Origin of the sequence: Stenotrophomonas sp. G106K1, assembly GCF_037969685.1 — a bacterium.
GTDB classification, from domain to species: Bacteria; Pseudomonadota; Gammaproteobacteria; order Xanthomonadales; family Xanthomonadaceae; genus Stenotrophomonas; species Stenotrophomonas lactitubi.
Window position 1 is genome coordinate 25,575 of record NZ_JBBPFR010000015.1, and the last position, 24,269, is coordinate 49,843.

Below are 24,269 nucleotides of genomic sequence, written 5' to 3' on the forward strand. Positions count from 1 at the left end.
CGGCTGACCGCCCGATGGCGGCTGTCGGCCGCCGCACGAGCGCGTATATTGGGCGCCTGTTTGATCGCCTCGAGTCGCCGTGTCCGCCGCCAACGTTCTGGTTACCGCCCCCCTTCCGCCGCAACCGGTGCTGCAGGCCCTGCTTGAGCGCCTGCGCGAAGGTTTGTTGCTGTTCACCGATGATGGACAGGTGGCCCTGGCCAACCCGGCCGCACAGAGCCTGCTGGGCAGCGACGAAAGCGCCTTGCCGCCGCCGCAACGCCTGCGCGAACTGCTGCCGCCGGATGCCCTCGAACATGCGCGCCAGCACGGTCACTGGAATGGCAGCCTGCCGCTGGGCGAGGGCGTGGTCATCGCCCATCTGTACTTCCATGGCGAGCCCGGTTCGGGGCACTACCTGGCCTTGTTCCGTCATATCGAAGGCCAGGAAGACTACGAACGCGAACTGCAGCAGCGCCATGCCGAACTGCGGCAGGCGTACCTGCGCTTGAACGGCACCCAGGAAAAGCTGCTGCAGTCGGAGAAGATGGCCTCCATCGGCCAGCTGGCCGCCGGCGTGGCGCATGAGATCAACAACCCGATCGGCTACGTGCATTCCAATCTGGGTAGCCTGCAGGAATACCTGCGCAGTCTGTTCACGGTGATCGAAGCCTACGAGCGTGCCCTGCGGGCGCCGGATCCGAAGGCGTTGATCCCGGAAATCGACGACATCCGTGACCGCCTGGACATCGATTTCATCAGCCGCGACCTGCCGCAGCTGATGGCCGAATCACGCGAAGGCATCGAGCGCGTCACCCGCATCGTGCGCGACCTGAAGGACTTCTCCTATTCCGGGCGTGACGAGTCGTGGAAGCTGGTCGACCTGCATTCCGGCCTTGAATCGACCATCAACATCATCTGGAACGAGCTCAAGTACAAGGTGCACCTGGTGCGCGAGTTCGGCCAGCTGCCGCTGGTGGAATGCCTGCCGTCGGAGTTGAACCAGGTCTATATGAACCTGCTGCTCAACGCAGGCCACGCCATCGCCGAGCGCGGCACGATCACCGTGCGTACCGGCGTCGACGGCGACACGGTGTGGGTGGAATTTGAAGACACCGGCGGTGGCATCTCGCCGGAACTGCGCCAGCGCATCTTCGATCCGTTCTTCACCACCAAGCCGGTGGGCAGCGGTACCGGCCTGGGCCTGTCGATCTCCTACAGCATCATCAACAAGCACCACGGCCGCATCGACCTGGACAGCACCCCGGGCGTCGGCTCGCGCTTCCGCCTGGTGCTGCCGATCAAGCAGCCGCGGTAAAGCGGTGGTAAAGCCGGCCGCTGGCCGGCAACCCGGTGAAACCGGCCACCCCGCAGCTGCCGGCCAGCGGCCGGCACTACCCGGGCTCAGCGCAGCGGCGAACGATCCTCACCGCCGTCGGCCGGCTCGACAGCCGCCAGGCCACCGTTGCTGCGCCGCTGTTCCTCGTAGGTGCGGAAGGCCTGGTGGATGTGCTTGCGCAGCTCGTCGTCATTCCATGGCTTGGTCAGGAACCGGTAGATCGCACCGCGGTTGATCGCATCGGTCACCGTGTTGAGGTCGGTGTAGCCGGACAGCACCAGCCGGATCGTGTCCGGGTACAGCATCTTCACCCGGCCCAGAAACTCGGTGCCGCTCATGTCGCTCATGCGCTGGTCGGACAGGATCACCTGTACGTCGTTGATGGCCAGCAGATCGAACGCATCACGCACGTTGCCTGCCGCCAGGATGCGGTAACCATCGCGGCGGAACAGGCGCACCAGCGAGCGCAGCACGTTCTCCTCGTCGTCCAGCAGCAGCAGGGTGCGGTCCGGCCGGGTTTCGGCGAATGCTTCCGGGCGCAGGTAGCGGCGACGCAGTGTCATGCCGGCCGCATCGGCCGACATCGGCTCGCCGAACAGATAACCCTGGAACACGTCGCAGTCGTTGCGACGCAGGAAACCGAGCTGCGCCTGCGATTCCACGCCGTTGGCGATCACCGTCATGCCCAGCTGGTGGCCCATCGCAATGATCGCGCGGGCGATCGCCGCTTCACGATTGCCGGCCGGTGCGCTCTTGATGAAGCTGCGGTCGATCTTCAGCTTGTCCACCGGGTAGCGCACCAGCGCACTCAGGCTGGAGTCACCGGTGCCGAAGTTGTCCAGGCTCAGGCTGATGCCTTCGTTGCGCAGGTTGGCCAGGGTTTCGTGGACGAAGTTGACGTTGTTGGTCAGGGCGCTTTCATTGATCTCCAGCGTCAGCATCTGCGCCGGCACGCCAGAGGCCTGGATCACGCCCATAACCTCGGCAAAGAAGTTCGGCCGCAGCAGCTGCAGGGTGGAAACATTCACCGCGATGGTGAAGTCATCGAAGCCCTGGTCGCGCCATAGCCGGGCCTGCTTCAACGCGCCTTCCAGCACCCATGTGCCGATCTGCACGATGATGCCCAGGCGCTCGGCAGTACGCATGAACCGCTCCGGTACCAGCATGCCCAGGGTCGGCGACTGCCAGCGCAGCAGCGCCTCCATGCCCACCACATGGCCATCGCGGGCGCTGACCAGCGGCTGGTAACGCAGCTTCAGTTCGCCGTTGGGAATGGCATCGACGATCTGCCGCGCGATGATGCTCTCGCTGTGCGCGCTGGGCGGCGTGTCCACCGCGTGGATGCGCACCGCATTGCCGCCTTCGCGGGCGGCCTGGTACAGCGCGTCCTCGGCATGGTCGAGCAGGCGCGAGGCATTGCTTGCGTGCTCCGGGCACAGGCTCACGCCCAGCTTGCCGGTCATGAACAGCGTATAGGGCAGTACCGAGAGAGGCAGCTCCATCTGCTGGCGGATCTCTTCGGCGAAATCCTCGGCCAGCGGCAGATCGGCGGTGCGTGGCACGGCGATCAGGAACTCATCGCTGCCATGCCGCCACAGCATGCCGCGTCCGCGCAGGTAGGACTGCAGGCGTTGGGCGACCAGCACCAGGGCCTGATCACCGACCTCCGCGCTCATGTTCTCGTTGACCGAGGCGAAGTGGTCGATGTCCACATGCATCAGCATCAGCGGGGCGCCTCCGGAGGCGGCTTCGGCGACCATCGCCTGCAGCTCGGGATTGCCGGCGCCGAGGCGATCAGGCGCATCATCGATGCTGACCGGGGGCAGGTTGGGGTTCCACATGGGCTCAGTATTCCGCTGACTCGACGGCCGCCGTAACAGCGGCCTGGTAAGGAAGGTGGACATCGACGAGGGTACCAGCGCCATGCGCCGACTCGATCCGCACATGGCCGCCCACGCTCTGCGCGCGCTCGCGCATCACGATCAGGCCCAGGCCGCGCGGGCCATCCGGGTCGAACCCTTCGCCATCGTCACGGATCATCAGGTGCAGCCCGCGCTGGTCGACATCGCGCAGCTGCAGCACCACCTGGCTGGCGCGCGCGTGGCGCAGCACGTTGGTCAGGCTCTCCTGGGCGATGCGGAAGCAGGCCTGTTCGATGCTGTTGTCCGGACGCGTAGGCAGCGATTCGATCTCGGCCTGCAGCTCGACGCTGGACGAGCGGAACAGCACGCGCGCCTGCCAGCTCAACGCCGCCTCCAGGCCCAGTGCATCCAGCTGCGGCGGCCGCAGCAGGGTGGAGATGTCGCGCAGCTTGGCGACGGTGGTATCGGCCAGGCTGACGATCTGCGCCAGATCCTCGCCGCGCCGTTGCGCATCGTCCTCGTCCTGCGCCGCATAGGCCGAAAGCTTGATCGCGGTGATCGCCTGGCCGATGTCATCGTGCAGGTCGCGCGAGATTGCCCGCCGCTCGTCCTCCTGCAGCGAGAACAAGCGGCCGGCCATCGCCTGCAGCTCGCGGTTGCTGGTCTCCAGCGCGCTGCGGGTCTGTTCCGATTCACTCAGGTCGCGCACGATCAGCAGCTTGCAGTCGCGCCCGCCATAGCGCACGTCGCCCACGGCAAGACCCGCCTGGAAGCTGCGGCCATCGGCGCGCTGCATGGCCACTACACTGCTGTGGCCCGGGCTGTGCTGGGGCTGCCCAGCGCGCATCTGCGCGCGCGTCCGGGCCAGATCGCCGCCTGCCACCAGGGCCGACAGCGGCTCACCCAGCAGTGTGTGGCTGCCGTAGCCGAACAGGCTGGCCGCCCACGCATTGGCATACAGCACATGTTCGTCGGACAGGATCACCACACCGTCGGGCAACACCCGCACCAGCTCGCGGAACTGTTCCTCGCGTTCGCGCAGCAGGCGCCGCGACTGCTCACGCTCGGTCACGTCCTGCAGGGTGCCCAGGATCCGGTCACGGCCGGCCTCATCCACACCGCTGGCGGCGCGCAGGTGCACCATCAGCGCGCGGCCATCCATTGCCAGCACCGGCAGCAGCACGTCCACCTGCACCTGCTCACTCGAGCACAGCTCGGCCAGCACCTGATCGGTCTGCGCGGCGGTGGCCGGGTCGGCTGCCACCAGCAGCTCGTCGAAACGGTGCCAGCGTCGCGCTTCGGGCGGGCGACGGCCGAGCAGGCGATAGACCTGGTTGGAGTAACGGCCCTGGCCGGTGGACGGGTCCAGCTCCCACGCGCCGATCCGGGCCAGTTCGTGGGCTTCCTCCACGCGCGCCAATGCCTGGTCGCGCCGCAACTGGGCCAGGTCCTCGGCGGTGCGATCGATGGCGATCAGCAGGCGCGCAGTGTGTCCGTCGTAGTCGATCGCGTTCGAGCGCAGTTCCATCTGGCGCAGGCTGCCGTCGCGCAGCTGCAACTGCGCGCGCAGGATGCACAACTGCTCGGGCGCGCCGCGGATCTCCTCCAGCTTGGTCTGCAACGCCTGGTCCTGGCCGGGTGGCCAGAGCACGTCGATGGTCTGCGCCAGAAGCGCCTCGCGGTCCCAGCCGAAGGTGCTGCAGGCGGCCGGATTGGCATCGAGGATGGCCAGGCTGTCCAGGTCATACACCAGGATCGGGCCCGGGTTGCCTTCGAACATCTGCCGCAGGCGCAGTTCGGAGGCCTGCAGGCGGGCATGGGTGTGCAGTACGTGCTCGGCCAGCGGCCGCAGCAGCAGGTACAGCAGACCCGCGCTGGCCAAAGCGAAGAACGCGCCCTTCATGCTCTGCCAGAGCGCCGCCTGCTGCGGGTCGGGTACCAGCGCGGTCACCGCGCCGTCGGTGGCGATCATCCAGGCCAGCGCCATCGCCAGGTAGCTCAGCACCACGCGCCGACGGTCGCGCCCCAGCGCCTGCGCCATCCGCGGGTCGGGAACAGGGGCAGTGCCGGTCGGTTCTACGGGCATGAACAGGGCAGGGAGGAGGGCAGGGAAGAGAAGAGGGTTGCCAGTCATCTTACCGCGCAGGTGTGCCCTGCCACTCAATTATCCGCCGCAGGCGCCGTTAACCACTGCGTGCCCCGCTGTCGGGCGTTTCATCCGGAGCAAGATCGCGTGGACCAAGGGATCATCGCCAGCCTGCTGCAGCATCCGCTTGCCTCGGCGCTGGTCATCGTCGACCGCAGCGGGCGCCCGCTCGCGGCCAATGCGGTCGCGCGTGAGCATGGCCTGCCGGCTACGGTGGCCGCCTACGCGCCGATGCTGGAAGACCTTCGCCTGTTGGCCGCCGACGGTGGCATCGTTGCCTGCACGCTGCCGGGCGGCCCACGGGGCCACTACGATGGCCACCTGCGCGCCGTGCATGATGGCAGTGGCAACCTGCTCGCCTTCACCCTCAGCGTACCCGAGCCGGTACCGGTCGACGGCGGCGGCCGCTGGGAACTTGCGCTGGACAGTGCCGGACACAGCCTGTGGGACTGGGACATTCCCAGCGACCGGGTGGCACGCACACCGGCGCTGGGTGATGAGTCCGCCACCCAGATGCTGACGCGCGTGCACGCCGACGACATCACCCAGGTGCGTGCCGCGCTCGATGACCACCTGCACGGCAACAGTGAGCAGTACAGCGCCCAGTTCCGCTTCCGCCAGGGCGATGGCCAGTGGCGATGGGTGCTGGACCGCGGCCGGGTGGTGGCCCGCACCGCCGATGGCCAGCCGCTGCGCATGGTCGGCACCCACACCGATATCGAACAGCAGAAGCAGTTGGAAGCCATGCTGCAGGAGCAGCAGCTGCATCTGCGCGAGGCCCAGCGCATCGCCAGTATGGGCAGCTGGTCGTTCGATCCGCACAGCCGCCATTTCTGGTGGTCACCGGAGCTGCGCTCGCTGCTTGCGCTGCAGCAGGGCAGCATTCCGGGGCAGAGACGCTGGCTCAAGCAGCTGCATCCGCGCTCACGCGGCGCACTGCGTGCAGCTTGGCGCCGCCTGTGGCGTGATGGCCGGGCCGCCAACATCGAACTGGAACTGACCCGCGGCAACGAACCCTCCCAGCATCTGCGGCTGTGGATGCAACCGCTGCTGGACATGGACGGCCAGCCCAAGCGCTTGCTGGGGCAGGTACAGAACATCACCGAACAGCACCAGACCGATGCGCTCATCCGCTGGCGCACCGAACTGCTCAACCGCGTGTCCGCGCTGGGCCGCATCGGCGGCTGCGAGATCGAAGTTGCCACGCGCAACATGCAATGGACCGAGGAGTGCTATCGCATCCACGGCCTGCGCAAGGAGCCGATCACCCTCGACCAGGCCCTGGCACTGTACGCCGAGGATTCACGTGCGGCGTTCGAAGCGGCGTTGGGGCGGATTGCCGGTGGCGGCCTGCCCGAGCAGCTGGATCTGTGTTTCTACCGCCAATCCGGCCTGCGCGTATGGGTGCAGGTGCTGATCGAGCTGGATCGTCGCGATGGCCTGCCGCCGCGCTTCGTGGTCCTGTTCCGTGACATCACCCGCGAGCGTGAAGCCAACGAACGCATCGAACTGCTGGCGCACTACGATCTGCTGACCGGATTGCCCAACCGGGTACTACTGGGCGAGCAGACGTCGGAGGCCATCGAGGAGGCGCGCGATCGCGGCACCTCGCTGGCCATGCTGTTCATTGACCTGGACGGCTTCAAGAACATCAACGACAGCTTCGGCCATGCCACCGGCGATGCGTTGCTGAAGGCCGCCGCGACCCGCTTGCACCAGAACCTGCGCAACAACGATCTGTTTGGCCGCTTCAGTGGCGACGAGTTCATCGTGGTGCTGCGCGACCTGGCCGAGCCGGAAGATGCCGGCCATGTAGCGCGCAAGCTGATCAATTCGTTGGCCGAACCACTGCGCCGCGGCGATACCACCTTGAAGGTGGGCGCCAGCGTGGGCATCGCGATGTTCGGCGAGAGCCAGACCGACTTCGATTCGCTGCTGCGCGCAGCCGACGCGGCGATGTACGCGGCCAAGGAGGCTGGCCGCAATACCTATCAGTATTACAGCCAGGACGCGTTGGCGCGGATCCAGCGGCGGCTGGAGATCGAGCACGGCCTGCATGGCGCCATCGAGCGCGACGAGTTCAGCCTGGCCTATCAGCCGCTGCTGCACGCCCAACACGGCGAGCCGCCGGCAATCGAGGCACTGCTGCGCTGGCATCGCCCTGGGATCGGCTACTGCAGCCCGGCCGAGTTCATTCCGATTGCAGAAAAATGCGGCGAGATCGTCCGCATCGGCGACTGGGTGTTGTCCGAAGCCTGTCGCCAGGCAGCCGCGTGGGATCGTGCCGGCCTGCATTTCGAGCGCATTGCGGTAAACGTGTCGGCGGTGCAGCTGCGTGATCGCGGTTTCGCCGAGCGCGTGATCGAAATCTGCCACGCGCACGGCTGGCCGCCGCAGCGGCTGGAGCTGGAACTGACCGAGTCTGCCCTGATCCGTGACACCGACATCCTGCGCCACTGCTTCGACGTGCTTGAACGGCATGGTGTGCCACTGGCGGTGGACGACTTCGGTACCGGATTCTCCAACCTCAACTACCTCAATCGCTTCCCGGTCGGCCGCTTGAAGATCGATCGCAGTTTCGTGCAGGGCATGCTGCATGATTCCGGTACCGCCGAAGTCACCCAGGCGATCGTGCACCTGGGCCACGCACTGGGCATGAAGGTGGTGGCCGAGGGTGTGGAAACGCACCAGGAAGAGGACATGCTGCGCCGGCAGGGCTGCGACGAAATCCAGGGCTACCTGTACTCGCGCCCGCTCAGCCCGCGCGACCTGGCGCAGTGGTTGCGGCAGCAGCACGCTGCACCCGGCCGCACCGATGCCGCCAGCGAAGTGGTGCTGGCGCGTTGAGGCGTCGCAACCCTGCCTTGGTGGGTGCCGACCGTTGGTCGGCACTGATGCCTGCATGCGCGATCATCCACGCATGGCGTGGATCTACACTGCTCTGGTAGATGCCGACCTTGGTCGGCATTGATGCCTGCACGCGCGATCATCCACGCATGGCGTGGATCTACAGACGGAGCTCGCCCTGGTAGGTGCCGACCTTGGTCGGCACCGATGCCTGCACGCGCGCTCATCCACGCATGGCGTGGATCTACTGACGGAGCTCGCCCTGGTAGATGCCGACCTTGGTCGGCACCGATGCCTGCACGCGCGCTCATCCACGCATGGCGTGGATCTACACTGCTCTGGTAGATGCCGACCTTGGTCGGCACCGATGTCTGCACGCGCGACCATCCACGCATGGCGTGGATCTACTGACGGAGCCCGGCTCTGGTAGATGCCGACCTTGGTCGGCACTGATGCTGGCATTCGCGATCATCCACGCATGGCAGTGGATCTACTGCGGCGCGGCAACCAAGCGCTGCGGAAATTCGGACCGCAGCCGTGCGCGTACCGCTTCGACCACGCCTGCATAGCGTCGCCGCTGGATGTAGTAGCCCATATAGAACAGCAGCAGGGCCACCAGCATCGGCCACGCTGCCGGCCGGACCAGAATGATCGGTACCAGCATCAGCGTCAGGCCCAGAGCGAACCAGCTGCACAGCCCGACCACCCGCACCTCCCGGCGCCGCGCGTCGATCATCACCCGACCGCGCATCAGCGGAAAATAGCGGCCGCCGAAGCTGGGGGCGAAGCTCTCGCGAAAGGCGACGCTGCCGTCAGGCAGCGCATGGAACACCAGACGCAACCAGGTGTCGGTCGGCAGGTCATGCTCCAGGCCGGCCAGCGAAAGCTGGGCCAGCTCGGCCGGCGTAGCGGCGATGCGCTGGTTGAACAGGGTGATGCCGGTACGGAAGAAGAACGGCGCCCACATCACCAGCAGCAGAACTTCGACCAGCAGCAAGGTAATCAGGGCGATGGCCATCGGTCTTCCATGAACGGGACCGGCGCATCATGCCACGGGGAAGTCGTGTCCACGCATGGCGTGGATCTACTTCAGGGCATCCCCATCCAATCCCAGGTCCCACGCCAACCCCAGCAGGTCGTCACCAGCCACAGCCGGGGCAGGGCGCGCATCGGCCAGCTGCTGCAGCTCCTGTATTTCTTCGCGGGCCACATCTTCCAGCTGCCGCAGCTGCTCACGTACGCCCGCATTGCGCGGGCGCTCGTTCTCGTTGATCGGGGGCAGGGCGCGGATCAGGGTCATGGTGCGCTTGCAGGATGCATCCAAAGGCGGGTCACACGCAAAGGCCCCGGCAGAACCGGGGCCTTGCATGCTGCCGGAAGAGGCAGCGGACATCAGGATCAGAACAGCTCGACCGCGCCGGCGGCCATGCTCTGCTGGGCAACCGGCTTGTGCGGCGGGCGTTCCCATTCGCTGCGCAGTTCGCGCAAGCGGTTGCCGGTGCGCTGCAGGGCAGAGGCGATTTCTTCGTCGAACACGCCGCCGTTGCGGTGCAGCAGTTCCTGCAGGGCCACCGCTTCGCGGTTGATCGCGGTCAGGCGGTCCAGGTGGGTATGCACGCCGCCCAGCGCCTGGGTGGCGATGTCCTCGAACTGCAGGGCGCGCACGGCTTCAGCCACGCTGCCGTCGATAGAGCGTGCGCAGTCGGACACTTCGCGCATGCCGTCACCCAGCGACGCATTGATCTGCGCCACGTTGTCCAGCATCGCCGCGGCTTCCTGGCGCGCTTCACGGGAGCGGTCCATATCGCGCGAGGCCATGTGCGAAACCGTCTCGCGGACCTTGGCGATGGCGTCCTTGGAGCTGTGCGCCAGCTTGCGGATCTGCTCGTTGAAGGTGGTCGAACGCTCGGACAGGTTGCGCACTTCGTCGGCAACGACGGCGAAGCCACGACCGGCTTCACCGGCGCGCGCAGCTTCGATGGCGGCGTTCAGGGCCAGCAGGTTGGTCTGGTCGGCAATCGACTTGACGTCTTCCAGCAGCGCGAAGATGCCATCCAGGTGCTGCGCCATCTGGTCGATGTGCTGCACGGTGGTGCTGCTCTGGCCGCTGACCTGCTCCAGCGCTTCCACCAGCTGTTCCATGCGGTGGCTGGCGTGCTGGGCGAAGCGGGCAACGTCGAGGCCAGCGCCGCCTTCGTCACCGGCGCGGTCGACGATGCGCGACAGCGCCTGGCTCTGCTGGCGCGACTTGCGGTTCATCGCATCGAAGCTGCCGCCGAGGCTGGAGACGGCCTGGCGGATCAGGTCGCGGGCGCGTTCCACTTCGCCACGCGAACCGTCGATCTCGTTGCCGACGAAGTTGCGCAGCTCGGTCAGCAGCTGGTCCTGCTCACGCAGGACACGGGCATGTTCCGGGGAACGGTGCGCCTGCGCGCGGGCGGTCCACCACGCAAAGCCGAGCCAGCTCAGCGTCATCGTGGTCAGGATCGCCCAGCGCAGGGCGGCCGGCCATTCGAAGCCGATAGCGAAGGGGAGCAGCAGGGTCAGAGCCAGGGGGGCGGCCAGACGGATGAAAATGCGTGAGTACATGGACGTTCTCGGGAGGTGCACGGAGGATGTATCGGCCGTACCCCCTTTCTCTTTAACGTCGATGTGCTTCGAAATGCATTCTGAATGCGCCGGTTTTCCGGCGCGGTCGGGCGGTCTGGGGTCAGAGCCCTTTCCCTGCAGGAAAGGTATCCGACCCACGCCGTCAGGCCAGCTGCCGGTCCACGGCCTCCACCATCGCCTTGCGGCTGAGCAGGAAGTCCCAGTAGCTGCCGCCCAGCTGCCGCCACAGTACCGCGGCGCGCACAGCCGCCAGCAGCAGCGCACGGATCTCCGCCACCACGCCGGCCTGGCCCAGGTAATGCGGGTTGCCCTGCACCATGACCCGCGGCTTGAGGTGGCTGATGGTGTCTGCGTACAGGCCGCCCAGCGCGGCCAGAACATCCGGGTGGCCACTGTCACCCAGCTCGGTGGCCTGGCGCTGGGCGCGCTCGATGCCGGAAGCGACCTTGTTCACGGTGGCGCCGTCCTGCACGAAGCGGCGCTCCAGCTGCAGTACCGACAGGGCCAGCTTGGGCAGGATCGGATCCTGGCCCTGGCTGCGGAAGTAATTGTGCAGCAGGCGCAGACCTGACTTCAGGGCGTGCCGATCGCCAAAGACCGCCTGCGGCGAGGACGCATCGACGCGGAACACGCTGTCCACGGCGGTGCGCACGGCAGCGGCGTCGGAGTGGCCGGTATCGGCGATACGGCGTACCTGCTGCAGGGCCTGGGCAATGCCGGCCAAAGCCAGAACGCGGTCGTCGACAGTGAAACTCATGCAGCGATTACCTCAAAAGGAGAAGGAGTGGTGCGCAGGCGCTGTTCCAGCGGCGCGTCGGTGGCGGCGATCACCGCGCCACCCAGGCAGACCTCACCGTCATACAGCACCAGGGATTGCCCGGGGGTGACCGCACGCTGCGGCCGGGCGAAGGAAACCTGCACGCTGCCGTCATCCAGCACGTCCACCGTGCACGGCTCGTCCGGCTGGCGGTAGCGGGTCTGCGCGGTGCATTCAAAACGCCGTGCCGGTGGCGCGCCGGCAATCCAGTGCGCGGTCTCCGAGCGCAGCCGGTTGGACAGCATCCACGGGCTGTCGCGATCCTGGTCCACGTACAGCACGTTGCTGGCCACGTCCTTGCCGACCACATACCAGGGCGCGGCAGGGCGGCCGCGCACGCCACCGATGTTCAGGCCTTCGCGCTGGCCCAGGGTGAAATAGAAAACACCTGGATGTTCGGCGATCACGCTGCCATCGCCGGGGTCGAGGATCTGCCCCGTCTTGGCCGGCAGGTAACGACCAAGGAACTCGCGGAAATCGCGCTCGCCGATGAAGCAGATGCCGGTGGAGTCCTTCTTGGCGTGGGTCGGCAGGCTCACGTCGCGGGCAATCCGGCGCAGGTCGCTCTTTTCCAGATCACCAATCGGGAATAGGGTGGCCGCCAGCTGTTCCTGCCCCAGCTGGTGCAGGAAGTAGCTCTGGTCCTTGGAGCGGTCGGCACCGCGCAGCAGCAGCCACTGATGGCCGCGCTGGGCAATGCGCGCGTAGTGGCCGGTGGCGATCCGCTCGGCGCCCAGCTCGCGGGCCGCATCCAGGAAATGCTTGAACTTCACTTCGCGGTTGCACAGCACGTCCGGGTTGGGCGTGCGGCCGGCGGCGTACTCGGCCAGGAAGTGCTCGAACACCCCCTGCCAGTACTCGTTGGAGAAATCGCGGAAATGGAACGGGATGCCCAGCAGCCCGCAGACCGCCACCGCATCGCGGCGGTCGTCCTCGGCGCGGCAGTCGCCGCTGCCGTCGTCGGCCCAGTTCTGCATGAACAGACCGGCCACGGCCTCGCCCTGCTGTACCAGGCGCCAGGCGGCCACGGAAGAATCCACGCCGCCAGACACGCCAACCATCACCCGTGGGCTGCTCATGCGACCTCCCGGACCAGTGCAAGCGGGTAGCGCTGGCCGGCCAGGTAGTCGGCCAGCACCTGCCAGACCAGCGGGCTGCGCTGGCGTCCGGCTGCCGCCTGCAGTTCGGCCGGGGTCATCCACAGCGCCCGATCGATGCCGGCATCCAGCGGCCGCGCCGGGTCGTGCGAGAGCGGGCGCGCGGCATAGCAGAAGCGCAGGAACGGGGTGCCGTCAGCGGCGGTCCACTGGTAGCAGCCAATGAAGGCGGTTAGTTCCACTGTCCAGCCGGTTTCCTCGACGGTCTCGCGCAGGGCGGCTGCAGCCAGGCTTTCGCCCGGCTCCAGGTGCCCGGCCGGCTGGTTCAGCACCTGCCGGCCTTCGATGGTCTCTTCGACCAGCAGCACGCGGCCGCCGTCGACCACCACGGTGGCGACGGTTGCATGCGGTGCCCAGCGCGGGTCCGGCGAGGTGTTCAACTCAGAGGTCGTCCTTCTTGGTCAGCTCCAGCTCCATCGCATCGGCGGTGCGGATGGCCGCATCGATGGCGTCGCTGAGCTGGTCGGAGGTGGCGTCGGCATCGATCTTCACCACGAACATCGCGGTCGACTCCTGCTTCACCCAGCCGCCCATCTTGGCATCCTGCGAGTCTTCCAGCAGGCGGTTGGCCACGGCCACCGGGAACTGCTTGGTCTGCGAGGTGTAACCCGGCGACCAGATCTCACGGATGTTGTGAGTACCGAAGTCTTCCACCGACGAGCGCACGTAGACGATCTGGGTGCGATCGCCTTCGACGTCGAACACCATCTGGTAATCGCCGTCTTCATCCACCTCGTAGGTGTAGCCCAGCTTTTCCAGATGACGGGCAACGGCCTTGTCGGCCTTCGCGCTGTCAGTGGTGGTCGCAGCGCCAGCGGTGCCAGCGGCAGTCAGGGCGATCAGCAGGGCGGAGAGAAGGGTCCTTTTCATGAAGATCCTGTGAAACCAAAAGTGTGGGAAGGTGCAATTGTGACGGCGGGCGTCCGTGCCGTCCATTCCGCGCAGGGCCTGCGCAAGGCCGACTCACCCCTTATAATCGACAGATGCCTCGCGAGTCCGCCCCCGATTCCCACCACGAGCACGGCGTTGCCGTGGAGCCCGCGCGCCCGGAAGTGGCGCCGCCGCCGTTCTACCAGGTCATGCTGCTCAATGACGACTACTCCCCGATGGATTTCGTCGTGGACGTCCTGCAGCAGTTCTTCAACATGGACCTGGACAAGGCCACCCAGGTGATGCTGCACGTCCACACCCGTGGCCGTGGCGTCTGCGGTGTGTTCACCCGCGAAGTGGCCGAAACCAAGGTGGCCCAGGTCAACGAGTACGCGCGGATGAACCAGCATCCGTTGCTGTGCACGATGGAAAAGGCCTGACCCTGACGCGGTGTGCCCACCAGGGTGGGCACCTGCAAAACGCGATTCACGCCTCCGCCAGCGCCTGCAACGCCATCTCCGCCACCGCCTGATCTACATCGGCCGGGTCGCCGTCACCCCGGAACCACACCGCTGACAGCCCGGCACTGGCCGCGATCCAGCGCAGCAGTCGCGCGCGCTCGATGTCGGCCAGCCGGCAGACCTGTTCCACCCGGGCGTGGAAGCGCTCGTGCCGCGTCGCCACATGGATGCCCGGCCCGCACAGGTCCGGGTTACTGAACAATGTGGTGTAGTCGAACGCGCGGTCGCCCAGCAGCCGCTTCGGGTCGATCGCCAGCCAGCCCCGCGCGCCGAAATCCAGCACGTTGTCGTGGTGCAGGTCGCCGTGCAGCGGCCGTACCTCCTGCTCCTCCTCCAGCAGTGCCATCGCCAGCGATCTGCACTGTTCCAGCAATGGCGGCAGCGGCGCCCTTGCCTGCAGCAGATCGGCGAACCATCTACGCAGGCAGACCAGATCTTCTGGCGGCGCGCTCCGTGGCCGGTGCAGCTGCTGCAGGACCTGGCACAGGATCATGGTGCAGGCGTCGTCCTCGCCCTTGATCGAACGTTGCCGCAGCGAGTCACCGTGCGCCCGTTCGATCAGGATCGCCGGCCCCTCGTGGGCCAGCAGGCGTGCGGCACCGTCGCCATTCCACCAGCGCAGCAGGCGATGGCCGTTCTGTTCCTCTGTCTCCGTGCTCACCTTCAACATGGCCGCCTCGCCAGAGGCGGTCAGCACCGGCCAGAGCCGGGCATGGGGGGTACGGATCGAAGGACCATCACGTCGCAATCGCCAGCGGCTCAGGTAGGGTTCGCTCATGGTGAGTGTGCTGTCCTGGAGTGAACGATGATCAAGCGTTTGGCAGTGCTAACGCCATATGAACGCCGCAATCCGCTAGGGTGATGGAAATCGCGTAGTCAGGCCGCATATTGTCTCCAACTGCCGCCGGAGTAATCCATGTTCAGCAAAGACCTCGAACACACCATCGGCCAGTGCTACAAGCGCGCCCGTGAGGCCCGACATGAGTTCATGACGGTCGAACACCTGCTGCTGGCACTGCTCGACAATCCGTCCGCCCAGGCCGTACTGAAGGCCTGCGGTGCTGACGCCGACCGCCTGCGCCAGGAGCTGGAGCAGGCCATCGAGGCCTCCGTGTCCCGCCTGGCCGAAGATGACGGCCGCGATACCCAGCCGACCCTGGGCTTCCAGCGCGTGCTGCAGCGGGCCGTGTACCACGTGCAGTCCTCCGGCAAGAAGGAGGTCACCGGCGCCAACGTGCTGGTCGCCATCTTCGGCGAAAAGGACTCCCACGCCGTCTATTACCTCAACCAGCAGGACGTCACCCGGCTGGATGTGGTCAATTACCTGTCCCACGGCATCGCCAAGCTGGGCGAGGAGGGCGAGCAGCCGTCCTCGTCCGAGGGCGAGGGCCGCATGGAAGGGGGCGAGGGCGAGCCGAAGGGCGATGCCCTGACCGAGTTCGCCAGCAACCTCAACGAACAGGCCCGCGCCGGTCGCATCGACCCGCTGGTCGGCCGTGCCGACGAGATCGAACGCACCATCCAGGTCTTGTGCCGCCGCCGCAAGAACAACCCGCTGTACGTGGGCGAGGCCGGCGTCGGCAAGACGGCCATTGCCGAGGGCCTGGCCCGACGCATCGTCGAAGGCTCGGTGCCGGACGTGCTGGCCGATGCGGTCATCTACTCGCTCGACCTGGGCGCGCTGGTGGCCGGCACCAAATACCGTGGCGACTTCGAGAAGCGCCTGAAGGGTGTGCTGACCGCGTTGAAGAAGGTGCCCAATGCGGTGCTGTTCATCGACGAGATCCACACCATCATCGGCGCCGGTTCGGCGTCGGGCGGCACCATGGATGCCTCCAACCTGATCAAGCCGGCCCTGGCGTCGGGCGAGCTGCGCTGCATCGGCTCGACCACCTTCCAGGAATACCGCGGCATCTTCGAGAAGGACCGGGCGCTGGCCCGTCGCTTCCAGAAGATCGACATCGTCGAGCCGACCGTGGGCGAAACCTACGAGATCCTGCAGGGCCTGAAGTCCAAGTACGAAGCCCACCACGGCGTGACCTACGCCGATGAAGCGCTGCAGGCTGCGGTCGACCTGTCGGTCAAGCACATCGCCGACCGTCTGCTGCCGGACAAGGCCATCGACGTGATCGATGAGGCTGGTGCCCGCCAGCGCCTGTTGCCGGAAGGCCAGCGCAAGGAGCTGATCGACGTCGAAGAGGTCGAGGCCATCGTCGCCAAGATGGCGCGCATCCCGGCCAAGCAGGTCAGCGCCACCGACAAGGATGTGCTGCAGCACCTGGAGCGCAACCTGAAGATGGTGATCTTCGGCCAGGATCCGGCCATCGGCACCCTGGCGTCGGCCATCAAGCTGGCGCGCTCGGGCCTGGGCAATCCTGAAAAGCCGATCGGCAACTTCCTGTTCGCCGGACCCACCGGTGTCGGCAAGACCGAGGTGACCAAGCAGCTGGCGCTGCAGCTGGGCATCGAGCTGGTCCGTTTCGATATGTCCGAGTACATGGAGCCGCATTCGATCAGCCGACTGATCGGTGCCCCTCCTGGCTACGTCGGCTTCGACCAGGGCGGCCTGCTGACCGAGAAGATCGTCAAGACGCCGCACTGCGTACTGCTGCTGGATGAAATCGAGAAGGCGCACCCGGACATCTTCAACATCCTGCTGCAGGTGATGGACCGCGGCGTGCTGACCGACACCAACGGTCGCGAAGCCAACTTCAAGAACGTGGTGCTGGTGATGACCACCAATGCCGGCGCGGCGCAGGCCTCGCGGCGCTCGATCGGTTTCACCAAGCAGGACCACGCCACCGACGCGATGGAAACCATCCGTCGTGCGTTCACCCCGGAATTCCGCAACCGCCTCGATGCGGTGGTGCAGTTCCAGCCGCTGGGCTTCGAGCACATCCTGCGCGTGGTGGACAAGTTCCTGATCGAGCTGGAGATGCTGCTGCAGGAGAAGCACGTCAGTCTGTCGGCCACGCCGACCGCGCGCGACTGGCTGGCCCACCACGGTTTCGACCCGCTGATGGGCGCCCGCCCGATGGCGCGGGTGCTGCAGGACAAGGTGAAGCGGCCGCTGGCGGACGAGCTGTTGTTCGGCAAGCTGGTGAACGGGGGCAAGGTCAGCATCGACGTGCGCAACGACGAGCTGGTTGTCGAGGCGCAGGCCGAACCGGAGCGGCTGTTGCCGGCCACGGTGGAGTAAGGGTGTGCCGGGCAGTGCCCGGCAGTGGAAGCAACGACAGGGCGGCTCAGGCCGCCCTTGTCGTGTCAGCCTTCAGCCCTCAACGGCTGCGCTGGCGGGCGATGCGATTGAAGGCGGTCGCTTCCAGGGGTTCGATGCGCTCGACTGTGCAGCTGGCGCGGTCGGTCTTCAGCTCGCTGCGTGCGCCGCCGCACAGCTGGTTGCTCTGGCCCTGCGTTTCAAAAGCCAATCGGCGCGAGGTTACGGCGCTGCTGCAGGAGGCGGTGAACACGACGCGGTAGTGCTGGTCACCATTGCGCAGCAGCACGTCGCGATCGGCGCCGGCGCGGACGATCTGCTGGTCCTCGCTCAAGGCGATGCAACTGTCGCCGGTGGTTGCCGGCGCTGTATCTGCGGCCTGGGCAGCGGGAGCGGCCAGGGCGGCAGTGATGAGTGCGAGGGCAGCAAAGCCAGTGGGCAGGGAAGGCATGTTCATGGCGGGGGCAGGGGTGGCGATCCGGACTGGATCGGGTGCCACGATGACGCCGCCGCTGCGAATGCGAATCTGCCGCAAGGATGGCTGACCGATGTCACGGTGCATTCGGTCAGGGTGCCGTCCGGCAGGGCCGGATTCCAGGCATGACAAAAGGCCAGCGTCCAGGGCTGGCCTTGTCGGGGTGGCGCAACGCGCCAGCCGCTTACTTCATTCGGTAGGTGATACGACCCTTGGTCAGGTCGTACGGGGTCATTTCAACCTTGACCCGGTCACCGGTGAGGATGCGGATGTAGTTCTTGCGCATGCGGCCGGAGATGTGGGCGATGATTTCGTGCCCATTTTCCAGACGAACGCGGAAAGTGGTGTTCGGCAGCGTCTCGCTGACGGTGCCCTCGAACTCGATGGAATCGTCTTTCGACATGTAGTCCTGTGCGGTTCAGAAAACGGCCACGTTGGGCCTAAGGCGCAGCATTTTACGCGTCAAACGCCCAGCTTGCAAAGATTGTGTTATTCCCCGGCAAAATCCGCTGCCGGCACGCGCCCGACCAGCTGAGTCCAGGCACCTTCCCGGCCCGCTGCCTGCACCGCACTGCGGACCTGTTGCAGAAACGGCGCGCGCGGCAGATGCTCGGCCCCCATGCGCAGCAGGTGCGGATTCTCCACCTGCGCATCGATCAGTGGCCAACCCCAGCCATGCAGTGTCTGCGCCAGTGCGGCCAGCGCCACCTTGGAGCCGCCGCTGGCGCCGCTGAACATGCTTTCTCCGAAGAACATCGCACCGATGGCCACGCCATAGATGCCACCGACCAACGTTTGCCGGTCCCACACTTCGAAGGAATGCGCGAAACCCAGGTCGTGCAGCTGGCTGTAGGCATCCACCATCGCCGGGCTGATCCAGGTGCCGTCCTGGCCGGGACGGGGGGCGCTGGCGCAGGCGCGCATCACCTGGCTGAAGGCGGTATCGGCGGTCACTTCCCAGTTGCTGCCGCGCAGTTGCCGGCGGAACCTGCTGCTCAGGTGCACACCGTCGGTACGGAACACCGTGCGCGGGTCCGGCGACCACCACAGGATCGGCTCGCCCTCGCTGAACCACGGAAAGATGCCGCCGGCATAGGCGTTGAGCAGGCGCAGCGGGTGCAGGTCGCCGCCCACGGCCAGCAGGCCGTCGGGTTGACGCAGCGCGGTCTCGGCCGGCGGGAAGGGGGCATCCGGCGCATCGGCCAGGCGCCAGGGCAGCTGACGGGTCATGCCGGCATTGTATTCGTCGTGGCGATGCGCGATGTCTGGCACCATCACGCTTCACCGGCAAGGAGCCCCGCATGAGCGACCCCATCACCGCCATCCTCGATGCGCACGATGCGCCGCGCACACGCAATGACAGCCTGGGCATGCTGTTGTCCCTGGCCAGCGAAGACCGCCCCCGGCTTGGCGCGCTGCTGCTGCAGGCACTGGAGCGTCGCTCACCCAGCTCCGCTTTTCTCGATACGGCGCTGGATCTGCTGCCGGATGAAGCTGTCGCGCCGGTCTGTATCGATGCCTGGCGGCGCTATCGTGACGGCGAGCGCAGCGAGCTGCTGACCAGCGTGCTGGAGTTTGCCAGCTACCAGGCGCCGCAGGTGCTGCAGGAGGACTGGGAAGCGCTGCTGGCGGTCGCCATCGAGGATGACATCCAACTGGCCCCGCAGGTCTGGCAGGCACTGCCGCCGCCGGTCGCGGCGCACTGGGCGCACCGGTTGACCGAGGCCGACGACGATCGCGAACTGGAGCGCGCCAAGGCGCTGCTGCTTGCCACCCAGCCGGAAACCCATGCCGCCGCCCGTGGCTACCTCGCCGACTGGAGCGATCTGGACGCGCAGGTGTGGGCGCACTGGGCGGGCTTGGCCGATGGTCCCCGGTTGCGCCGCCTGCATGGCCAGCAGCCGCTGCACCTGCGCTTTGGAAGCAGGCAGCACCGCGCACAGGTGGCCGAAGAGCCGGGCTGGCGCAAGCGGATCTGGCGGCTGCATCCCACCTGGAATGGCGGTCAGGTGCAGCATGCGGGGAACATGGGCGGCCCGCTCGACGCCGTGTGTGGCAGTTGTCATGCACCGCTGCAGCGTCTGCTGCAGACCGATGCCGCGGCGTTGGTGGACGGAGCGACCGGCTCGATCACCCTGGGCCTGTGCCTGGACTGTTGCGGCTGGGAAGATCCACCCGTGCGCTTCTATCGCCACGATGCGGACGGTATGCCGAGCTGCCACCCCAGCCAGTACCGTGAGGTGCCGATCAATCCCACCGACAGCGGCGACCTGATGCAGGCCGAGGTCGGTCTTGCCGCGATGGACGGTGAACGCTGGCGGCAGCAGGACTGGGGCCAGTCCAATCACCGGCAGAACCTGTCGCGGGTGGGGGGCGCGCCGAGCTGGGTGCAGAGCGCGCACTACCCGGCGTGCATCGATTGCGGCGAGCAGATGCCTTTCGTGATGCAGCTCGACTCAACGTTGCCGACCACCAATGAGGGCATGCTGCTGTGGGGGAGTGGCGGCATGCTCTACAGCTTCTGGTGCGCGAAGTGCCGGGTGAGCGGGCATTTCTGGCAGTGCACCTGAGCGCAGCGTCCTCGTCAATTGCCTGCGCTGGCCGGCGCCAACCTTGGTCGGCACCTTGCTCTGGTAGTTGCCAACCTTGGTTGGCACGCTTCGCACGCACCTTCTCAGTCGAGCAATCTAGACGCTACGCTTCCGCACGAAACGGGCTGTGCCCCTGCAGCTCCTGCTGGTAGCGCCGCACATCCCGCCGTTCCTGCCGGCACCAGTCGCGCAGCGCATCGGCAAACGCCGCATCGGCCACCCAGTGTCGGCTGCGCACGATCGTCGGCAGGAAGCCGCGTGCCAGTTTGTGTTCGCCCTGCGCACCCGGCTCGAAGCGGGCCACGCCCTCGCGCAGGCAGTATTCGATGCCCTGGTAGTAGCAGGCCTCGAAGTGCAGGCCGGGCAGGGTGGCGCCGCCCCAGTAGCGGCCGTACAGCGTGTCGCCACCGCGCAGGCACAGCGCACCGGCAATGGGCTCGCCGTCCTGCTCGGCCAGGAACAGCACCAGTCCGCGCCCCATTGAAATCGCCAAATGGCGCAGAAAGGCTTCGGTCAGCGCTGGTGCGTTGCCGTATTCCAGGAAGGTCTGCAGGTAGAAGCGGTACATGGCCTGCAGATCGGCGCGGCTCGCTTCGTCGCCATGCACCACCCGGAAGCTGATGCCCTGGCGGGTAACCTTGGCCCGCTCCTGGCGGATGTTCTTGCGATGCTTGTGGTTCATGGCACCGAGGAACTGCTCGAACGTGCTCCAGTCACCCGGGTTCTGCCACTGGAACTGTATGTCCTCGCGCAGCAGCCAGTCGTCGCCGAAGGCGGTCTCGTCAGTAGCAGAGTGGAAATTGATGTGTGCCGACGACACGTCGAGTGCGGTCATCTGTTCGCGCAGTGCCGTCAGCAGGGCAGTGCGCTGCGAATCGTCACGGGCCAGCAGACGCGGGCCGGTCACCGGCGAGTACGGCACCGCGCCGAGCCACTTCGGGTAGTAGTCGCGGCCGTGGCGCGCATAGGCGTTGGCCCAGGCGTGGTCGAACACGAACTCGCCGTGCGAGTTGGTCTTCAGGTAGCCGGGAAGGGCGCCGACCAGGGTGTCCCCGTCCCACAGGCTGAAATGCTGCGGCTGCCAGCCCCAGTCCTCGCGCAGGCAGCCGTAGGTTTCCAGGCCGGACAGGAAGGCATGGCTGACGAACGGGTTGCGGCCGTCGTGCAGGGCATCCCAGTCGGTGGCGGGAATGGACTGCAGGGAGTCGAAGAGGCGGGCGGTGGGCATGAGCTGAGGTTAGAGCAGATTCGAGTGGAAACTCTAGCGGTTGTCGCAATCGGGCCGAAAGCAAAGATGGATGGCGCGGTCGATTTTGCCGCGGCGTCCTCCAATGGCGCCTGCCGCGTACGGCATCGTTCTGTTGGCTTCCTGATGAACGCGATTCTTGGCTAAGGTTCACTCTGACATTGTTCTGAGGACTGCTCTTGAAGGTCACTATCGGAGCGCAGTATGGGGACAGCCAATCGGACAAGGTGGTGAATCCGCTCCGAGGCGAGTTCCGGCACGCGCTTGGCCATCATTTGTGCGGCAGCTATTTCCGCTCGATCATGGAGATCGGCTTTGTTCTGCGCGTAAGCGGAAGCATCTGGAAGTTTGAGCCTCGGGGAGTGTCAAGGCTCAGGCACTCGAAGGCGCGAGCCAGCCTTTCACTCGATCTCGTACTCGTGCAGCAAGACTGGAAGGGCGTGTCGGGGGAGGTGTTGCGAAGGAATTTTCGGATGCTGATAGAGGATAGCGCCCTGCAAATCGCTCAGAAGACGGAGCGCAGCAAGGAACTGATCGACAAGGCGGCGTTTCTCTCGGACTTTGAGCGTGTCATTCAGGCGATTGAGTGAGGGCTGTGGCAGTGAGCAATGCCCACACAACTGTTATGACATTGAAGTCAGTGTGCTGTCGGGCCAAAAGCGCGGTGTCAAACGCTCATATGTCTCGGTGATGGACCAGGCTTTCCAGCTATGAGACGCGAGAACGCTTCTGTCTTCAGTGGAGACGATCGCATGCCCGCCGACACCGACATAGAATCGCTGGCTTCTCGCGGAAATGGTGTGGGTCACGGACGCAAGCAGTAGTGCGGCGTTGTCCTGCTTCCTTGGGTCAGCCAGGGCGGCATGCGCGCCAACCTGATTTCTCCATGCCTGGATCTCTGGGCACACGCTGTCGACCAGATCCAAGCCTGCCTTCCTGACCGAATTACGGTCTTGAGCGAGCGTATGGAGTAGGGATGGGTCCCTCCTGAGTCGATCTGCGACTGGAAGCAGTTGGAGATACGCGGTCAGGCTTGTGGCAAACCAGCTGAAGGCTCCGTATACAAACGGGTAGGGAAATTGGACCCACACGCTCCGTTCCCGTTCTTCCAGCTCTTTGAGTTCAGTCTCTCTGACCTGCCTTACCAGCACGGCCAAAGCGTCTCTTCGAGCAAGTAGCCCGATTGTGAGCCCGTCATTCAATGGGTGCTCTACGCCGCTCTGGCAGTCAAGGACAATGGAATTCATCACTACGACGCTGGCGGGGGCGGGGTGGACAGTATTCTAGGCTGATGGCCCTCACAGACGAAGCTGCGCATGTGCGTAGCTTCGGCGTCATGCGTATCGACGTATGCGTGAGGGACGGTGTCTGGACGGAGCGTGCGAGGCAAAAATACAAAGACGGGCGCTTTCGCGCCCGCCTCGAGTCAACGCTGTCTCGACGCTACAGAAGCCAGTCTCAGCTGGCCTTGCCCTGTGCATCCAGGTAACGCTCGGCATCCAGTGCGGCCATGCAGCCGAAGCCGGCCGAGGTGATCGCCTGGCGGTAGTGCTGGTCGGCCACGTCGCCGGCGGCGAACACGCCTTCCACCGAGGTCTGGGTGGCGTTGCCGCCCAGGCCCGAACGGATTTCCAGATAGCCGTTGTTCATGGCCAGCTGGCCGTCGAACAGCTGGGTGTTCGGGTGGTGGCCGATGGCCACGAAGAAGCCGTGCGCGTCGATGTCGCGGGTGCTGCCGTCCAGGGTCGACTTCACGCGCACGCCGGTCACGCCGGCCTCGTTGCCCAGCACTTCCTCCACCTGGTGGTGCCAGACGGTTTCGATCTTGCCGGCTTCAACCTTGGCGAACAGCTTGTCCTGCATGATCTTCTCCGCCTTCAGGGTGTCGCGGCGGTGGACCAGGTAGACCTTGCGGGCGATGTTGGACAGGTACAGCGCTTCTTCCACGGCGGTGTTGCCGCCGCCGACCACGACCACGTCCTGGTCACGGTAGAAGAAGCCGTCGCAGGTGGCACAGGCGGAGACGCCGCGGCCCTTGAACTCGTCTTCGGTCGGGATGCCCAGGTACTTGGCGGTCGCGCCGGTGGAGATGATCAGGGCGTTACAGGTGTACTCGTGGCTGTCGCCGATCAGCTTGAACGGGCGCTGCGACAGGTCCGCGGTGTGGATGTGGTCGAAGATGACCTCGGTCTCGAAGCGCTCGGCGTGGGCCTGCATGCGCGCCATCAGGTCCGGGCCCATCAGGCCATGGGCGTCACCCGGCCAGTTGTCCACTTCGGTGGTGGTCATCAGCTGGCCACCCTGCTGCAGGCCGGTGATGACGACCGGCTTCAGGTTGGCGCGGGCAGCGTAGACGGCAGCGGTCCAACCGGCCGGGCCGGAACCGAGGATGACAAGACGCTGGTGGCGGGAGGGCAGGCTGGTGCTCATGTAGACTCGCGAAAAGGTAGATGGGACAAGGCGCGGCGATGTTTGCACAGCATCCTTGGCTGGTCATAGAGTGGCGGCTGGGGCAGGGCGATTCAAGCCGATGAACAGAACAGCGCCATCCACGGGCGGTTTCTGGCCCTGTCCCCGCTTGTGCGGCAACGG

At 66.0% G+C, this 24,269-nt stretch carries 22 protein-coding genes; 6 read left to right on the forward strand and 16 right to left on the reverse strand.

The window, feature by feature from the left end; genetic code table 11:
• Positions 1-79 precede the first annotated feature (79 nt).
• Positions 80-1,297 carry an ATP-binding protein gene (locus tag WKB25_RS13850; RefSeq protein WP_340571242.1) on the forward strand — a complete coding sequence of 406 codons (1,218 nt, stop codon included), beginning with the start codon at positions 80-82 and terminating at the stop codon, positions 1,295-1,297.
• An 86-nt stretch (positions 1,298-1,383) separates the two neighbouring features.
• On the opposite strand, the gene WKB25_RS13855 is transcribed toward WKB25_RS13850, so the two are convergent.
• The gene (locus WKB25_RS13855; RefSeq protein ID WP_340571243.1) at positions 1,384-3,159 is read right to left on the reverse strand and encodes an EAL domain-containing protein; all 1,776 of its coding nucleotides are present in this window, start codon (positions 3,157-3,159) and stop codon (positions 1,384-1,386) included.
• Positions 3,160-3,163: 4 nt separating this feature from the next.
• Entirely contained in the window at positions 3,164-5,266 is a 2,103-nt protein-coding gene (locus WKB25_RS13860; RefSeq protein ID WP_340571244.1) for a PAS domain-containing sensor histidine kinase, read from the reverse strand.
• A gap of 147 nt (positions 5,267-5,413) precedes the next feature.
• On the opposite strand from WKB25_RS13860, the gene WKB25_RS13865 reads away from it, so the two are divergent.
• Entirely contained in the window at positions 5,414-8,173 is a 2,760-nt protein-coding gene (locus WKB25_RS13865) for an EAL domain-containing protein (RefSeq protein WP_340571245.1), read from the forward strand.
• A 490-nt stretch (positions 8,174-8,663) separates the two neighbouring features.
• Here the strand turns inward: WKB25_RS13865 and WKB25_RS13870 are convergent, their stop codons facing one another.
• From WKB25_RS13870 to WKB25_RS13900, 7 genes are all read right to left on the reverse strand, one after another.
• Complete coding sequence (locus tag WKB25_RS13870; RefSeq protein ID WP_340571246.1) at positions 8,664-9,191, reverse strand: hypothetical protein; 528 nt, start codon at positions 9,189-9,191, stop codon at positions 8,664-8,666.
• Positions 9,192-9,257: 66 nt separating this feature from the next.
• On the reverse strand, positions 9,258-9,473 hold the full coding sequence (locus WKB25_RS13875; RefSeq protein ID WP_340571247.1) for a hypothetical protein: 216 nt from the start codon (positions 9,471-9,473) through the stop codon (positions 9,258-9,260).
• Positions 9,474-9,571: 98 nt separating this feature from the next.
• A complete protein-coding gene (locus tag WKB25_RS13880; protein ID WP_340571248.1) occupies positions 9,572-10,762 on the reverse strand; it encodes a methyl-accepting chemotaxis protein in 1,191 nt (396 codons plus the stop codon).
• 163 nt (positions 10,763-10,925) lie between these two features.
• The gene (gene hflD / locus WKB25_RS13885) at positions 10,926-11,540 is read right to left on the reverse strand and encodes a high frequency lysogenization protein HflD (protein WP_340571249.1); all 615 of its coding nucleotides are present in this window, start codon (positions 11,538-11,540) and stop codon (positions 10,926-10,928) included.
• A complete protein-coding gene (gene mnmA, locus WKB25_RS13890; RefSeq protein WP_340571250.1) occupies positions 11,537-12,679 on the reverse strand; it encodes a tRNA 2-thiouridine(34) synthase MnmA in 1,143 nt (380 codons plus the stop codon). Before mnmA ends, hflD begins: the two co-directional genes overlap by 4 nt.
• On the reverse strand, positions 12,676-13,137 hold the full coding sequence (locus tag WKB25_RS13895) for an NUDIX hydrolase (protein ID WP_340571251.1): 462 nt from the start codon (positions 13,135-13,137) through the stop codon (positions 12,676-12,678). The genes mnmA and WKB25_RS13895 overlap by 4 nt, the downstream gene beginning before the upstream one ends.
• Position 13,138: 1 nt before the next feature.
• Positions 13,139-13,627 (reverse strand): hypothetical protein, encoded by a 489-nt coding sequence (locus tag WKB25_RS13900; protein WP_340571252.1) that lies wholly within the window; start codon positions 13,625-13,627, stop codon positions 13,139-13,141.
• A 113-nt stretch (positions 13,628-13,740) separates the two neighbouring features.
• On the opposite strand from WKB25_RS13900, the gene clpS reads away from it, so the two are divergent.
• Complete coding sequence (gene clpS / locus WKB25_RS13905) at positions 13,741-14,067, forward strand: ATP-dependent Clp protease adapter ClpS (protein ID WP_025879127.1); 327 nt, start codon at positions 13,741-13,743, stop codon at positions 14,065-14,067.
• 46 nt (positions 14,068-14,113) lie between these two features.
• Here clpS and WKB25_RS13910 read toward each other — a convergent pair whose 3' ends face one another.
• Entirely contained in the window at positions 14,114-14,926 is an 813-nt protein-coding gene (locus WKB25_RS13910) for an APH(6) family putative aminoglycoside O-phosphotransferase (RefSeq protein ID WP_340571253.1), read from the reverse strand.
• A 138-nt stretch (positions 14,927-15,064) separates the two neighbouring features.
• On the opposite strand from WKB25_RS13910, the gene clpA reads away from it, so the two are divergent.
• On the forward strand, positions 15,065-17,347 hold the full coding sequence (clpA, locus tag WKB25_RS13915; RefSeq protein ID WP_049467362.1) for an ATP-dependent Clp protease ATP-binding subunit ClpA: 2,283 nt from the start codon (positions 15,065-15,067) through the stop codon (positions 17,345-17,347).
• Positions 17,348-17,426: 79 nt separating this feature from the next.
• Here the strand turns inward: clpA and WKB25_RS13920 are convergent, their stop codons facing one another.
• The 3 genes from WKB25_RS13920 to aat form a co-directional block, all read right to left on the reverse strand.
• Positions 17,427-17,822, reverse strand: coding sequence for a hypothetical protein (locus WKB25_RS13920; RefSeq protein ID WP_340571254.1), 396 nt, complete (start codon positions 17,820-17,822; stop codon positions 17,427-17,429).
• Positions 17,823-18,024: 202 nt separating this feature from the next.
• Positions 18,025-18,243 (reverse strand): translation initiation factor IF-1, encoded by a 219-nt coding sequence (infA, locus tag WKB25_RS13925; RefSeq protein WP_005409596.1) that lies wholly within the window; start codon positions 18,241-18,243, stop codon positions 18,025-18,027.
• Positions 18,244-18,329: 86 nt separating this feature from the next.
• Positions 18,330-19,070, reverse strand: coding sequence for a leucyl/phenylalanyl-tRNA--protein transferase (gene aat, locus WKB25_RS13930; protein ID WP_340571324.1), 741 nt, complete (start codon positions 19,068-19,070; stop codon positions 18,330-18,332).
• A 71-nt stretch (positions 19,071-19,141) separates the two neighbouring features.
• On the opposite strand from aat, the gene WKB25_RS13935 reads away from it, so the two are divergent.
• Entirely contained in the window at positions 19,142-20,410 is a 1,269-nt protein-coding gene (locus WKB25_RS13935) for a hypothetical protein (RefSeq protein ID WP_340571255.1), read from the forward strand.
• A 124-nt stretch (positions 20,411-20,534) separates the two neighbouring features.
• On the opposite strand, the gene WKB25_RS13940 is transcribed toward WKB25_RS13935, so the two are convergent.
• Positions 20,535-21,659: a GNAT family N-acetyltransferase gene (locus WKB25_RS13940; RefSeq protein WP_340571256.1), complete on the reverse strand. Its 1,125-nt coding sequence runs from the start codon at positions 21,657-21,659 to the stop codon at positions 20,535-20,537.
• A 197-nt stretch (positions 21,660-21,856) separates the two neighbouring features.
• Here WKB25_RS13940 and WKB25_RS13945 point away from each other — a divergent pair, with 197 nt between their 5' ends.
• Positions 21,857-22,267 carry a hypothetical protein gene (locus WKB25_RS13945; protein ID WP_340571257.1) on the forward strand — a complete coding sequence of 137 codons (411 nt, stop codon included), beginning with the start codon at positions 21,857-21,859 and terminating at the stop codon, positions 22,265-22,267.
• 33 nt (positions 22,268-22,300) lie between these two features.
• On the opposite strand, the gene WKB25_RS13950 is transcribed toward WKB25_RS13945, so the two are convergent.
• Together WKB25_RS13950 and trxB are read right to left on the reverse strand one after the other, a co-directional pair.
• Complete coding sequence (locus tag WKB25_RS13950; RefSeq protein ID WP_251475158.1) at positions 22,301-22,603, reverse strand: hypothetical protein; 303 nt, start codon at positions 22,601-22,603, stop codon at positions 22,301-22,303.
• A gap of 532 nt (positions 22,604-23,135) precedes the next feature.
• Positions 23,136-24,107, reverse strand: coding sequence for a thioredoxin-disulfide reductase (gene trxB, locus WKB25_RS13955; protein WP_340571258.1), 972 nt, complete (start codon positions 24,105-24,107; stop codon positions 23,136-23,138).
• Positions 24,108-24,269 lie beyond the last annotated feature (162 nt).

Excerpts from the sequence above, each read along its gene's own strand:
- clpS (WP_025879127.1), top strand. The coding sequence starts at position 13,741 with ATGCCTCGCGAGTCCGCCCCCGATTCCCACCACGAGCACGGCGTTGCC.
- WKB25_RS13880 (WP_340571248.1), bottom strand. The coding sequence starts at position 10,762 with ATGTACTCACGCATTTTCATCCGTCTGGCCGCCCCCCTGGCTCTGACC.
- WKB25_RS13920 (WP_340571254.1), bottom strand. The coding sequence starts at position 17,822 with ATGAACATGCCTTCCCTGCCCACTGGCTTTGCTGCCCTCGCACTCATC.
- trxB (WP_340571258.1), bottom strand. The coding sequence starts at position 24,107 with ATGAGCACCAGCCTGCCCTCCCGCCACCAGCGTCTTGTCATCCTCGGT.
- WKB25_RS13910 (WP_340571253.1), bottom strand. The coding sequence starts at position 14,926 with ATGAGCGAACCCTACCTGAGCCGCTGGCGATTGCGACGTGATGGTCCT.
- WKB25_RS13875 (WP_340571247.1), bottom strand. The coding sequence starts at position 9,473 with ATGACCCTGATCCGCGCCCTGCCCCCGATCAACGAGAACGAGCGCCCG.
- WKB25_RS13940 (WP_340571256.1), bottom strand. The coding sequence starts at position 21,659 with ATGCCCACCGCCCGCCTCTTCGACTCCCTGCAGTCCATTCCCGCCACC.
- WKB25_RS13900 (WP_340571252.1), bottom strand. The coding sequence starts at position 13,627 with ATGAAAAGGACCCTTCTCTCCGCCCTGCTGATCGCCCTGACTGCCGCT.
- WKB25_RS13870 (WP_340571246.1), bottom strand. The coding sequence starts at position 9,191 with ATGGCCATCGCCCTGATTACCTTGCTGCTGGTCGAAGTTCTGCTGCTG.
- hflD (WP_340571249.1), bottom strand. The coding sequence starts at position 11,540 with ATGAGTTTCACTGTCGACGACCGCGTTCTGGCTTTGGCCGGCATTGCC.
- infA (WP_005409596.1), bottom strand. The coding sequence starts at position 18,243 with ATGTCGAAAGACGATTCCATCGAGTTCGAGGGCACCGTCAGCGAGACG.
- aat (WP_340571324.1), bottom strand. The coding sequence starts at position 19,070 with ATGACCCGTCAGCTGCCCTGGCGCCTGGCCGATGCGCCGGATGCCCCC.
- clpA (WP_049467362.1), top strand. The coding sequence starts at position 15,065 with ATGTTCAGCAAAGACCTCGAACACACCATCGGCCAGTGCTACAAGCGC.
- WKB25_RS13860 (WP_340571244.1), bottom strand. The coding sequence starts at position 5,266 with ATGCCCGTAGAACCGACCGGCACTGCCCCTGTTCCCGACCCGCGGATG.
- mnmA (WP_340571250.1), bottom strand. The coding sequence starts at position 12,679 with ATGAGCAGCCCACGGGTGATGGTTGGCGTGTCTGGCGGCGTGGATTCT.
- WKB25_RS13855 (WP_340571243.1), bottom strand. The coding sequence starts at position 3,159 with ATGTGGAACCCCAACCTGCCCCCGGTCAGCATCGATGATGCGCCTGAT.
- WKB25_RS13935 (WP_340571255.1), top strand. The coding sequence starts at position 19,142 with ATGAGCGACCCCATCACCGCCATCCTCGATGCGCACGATGCGCCGCGC.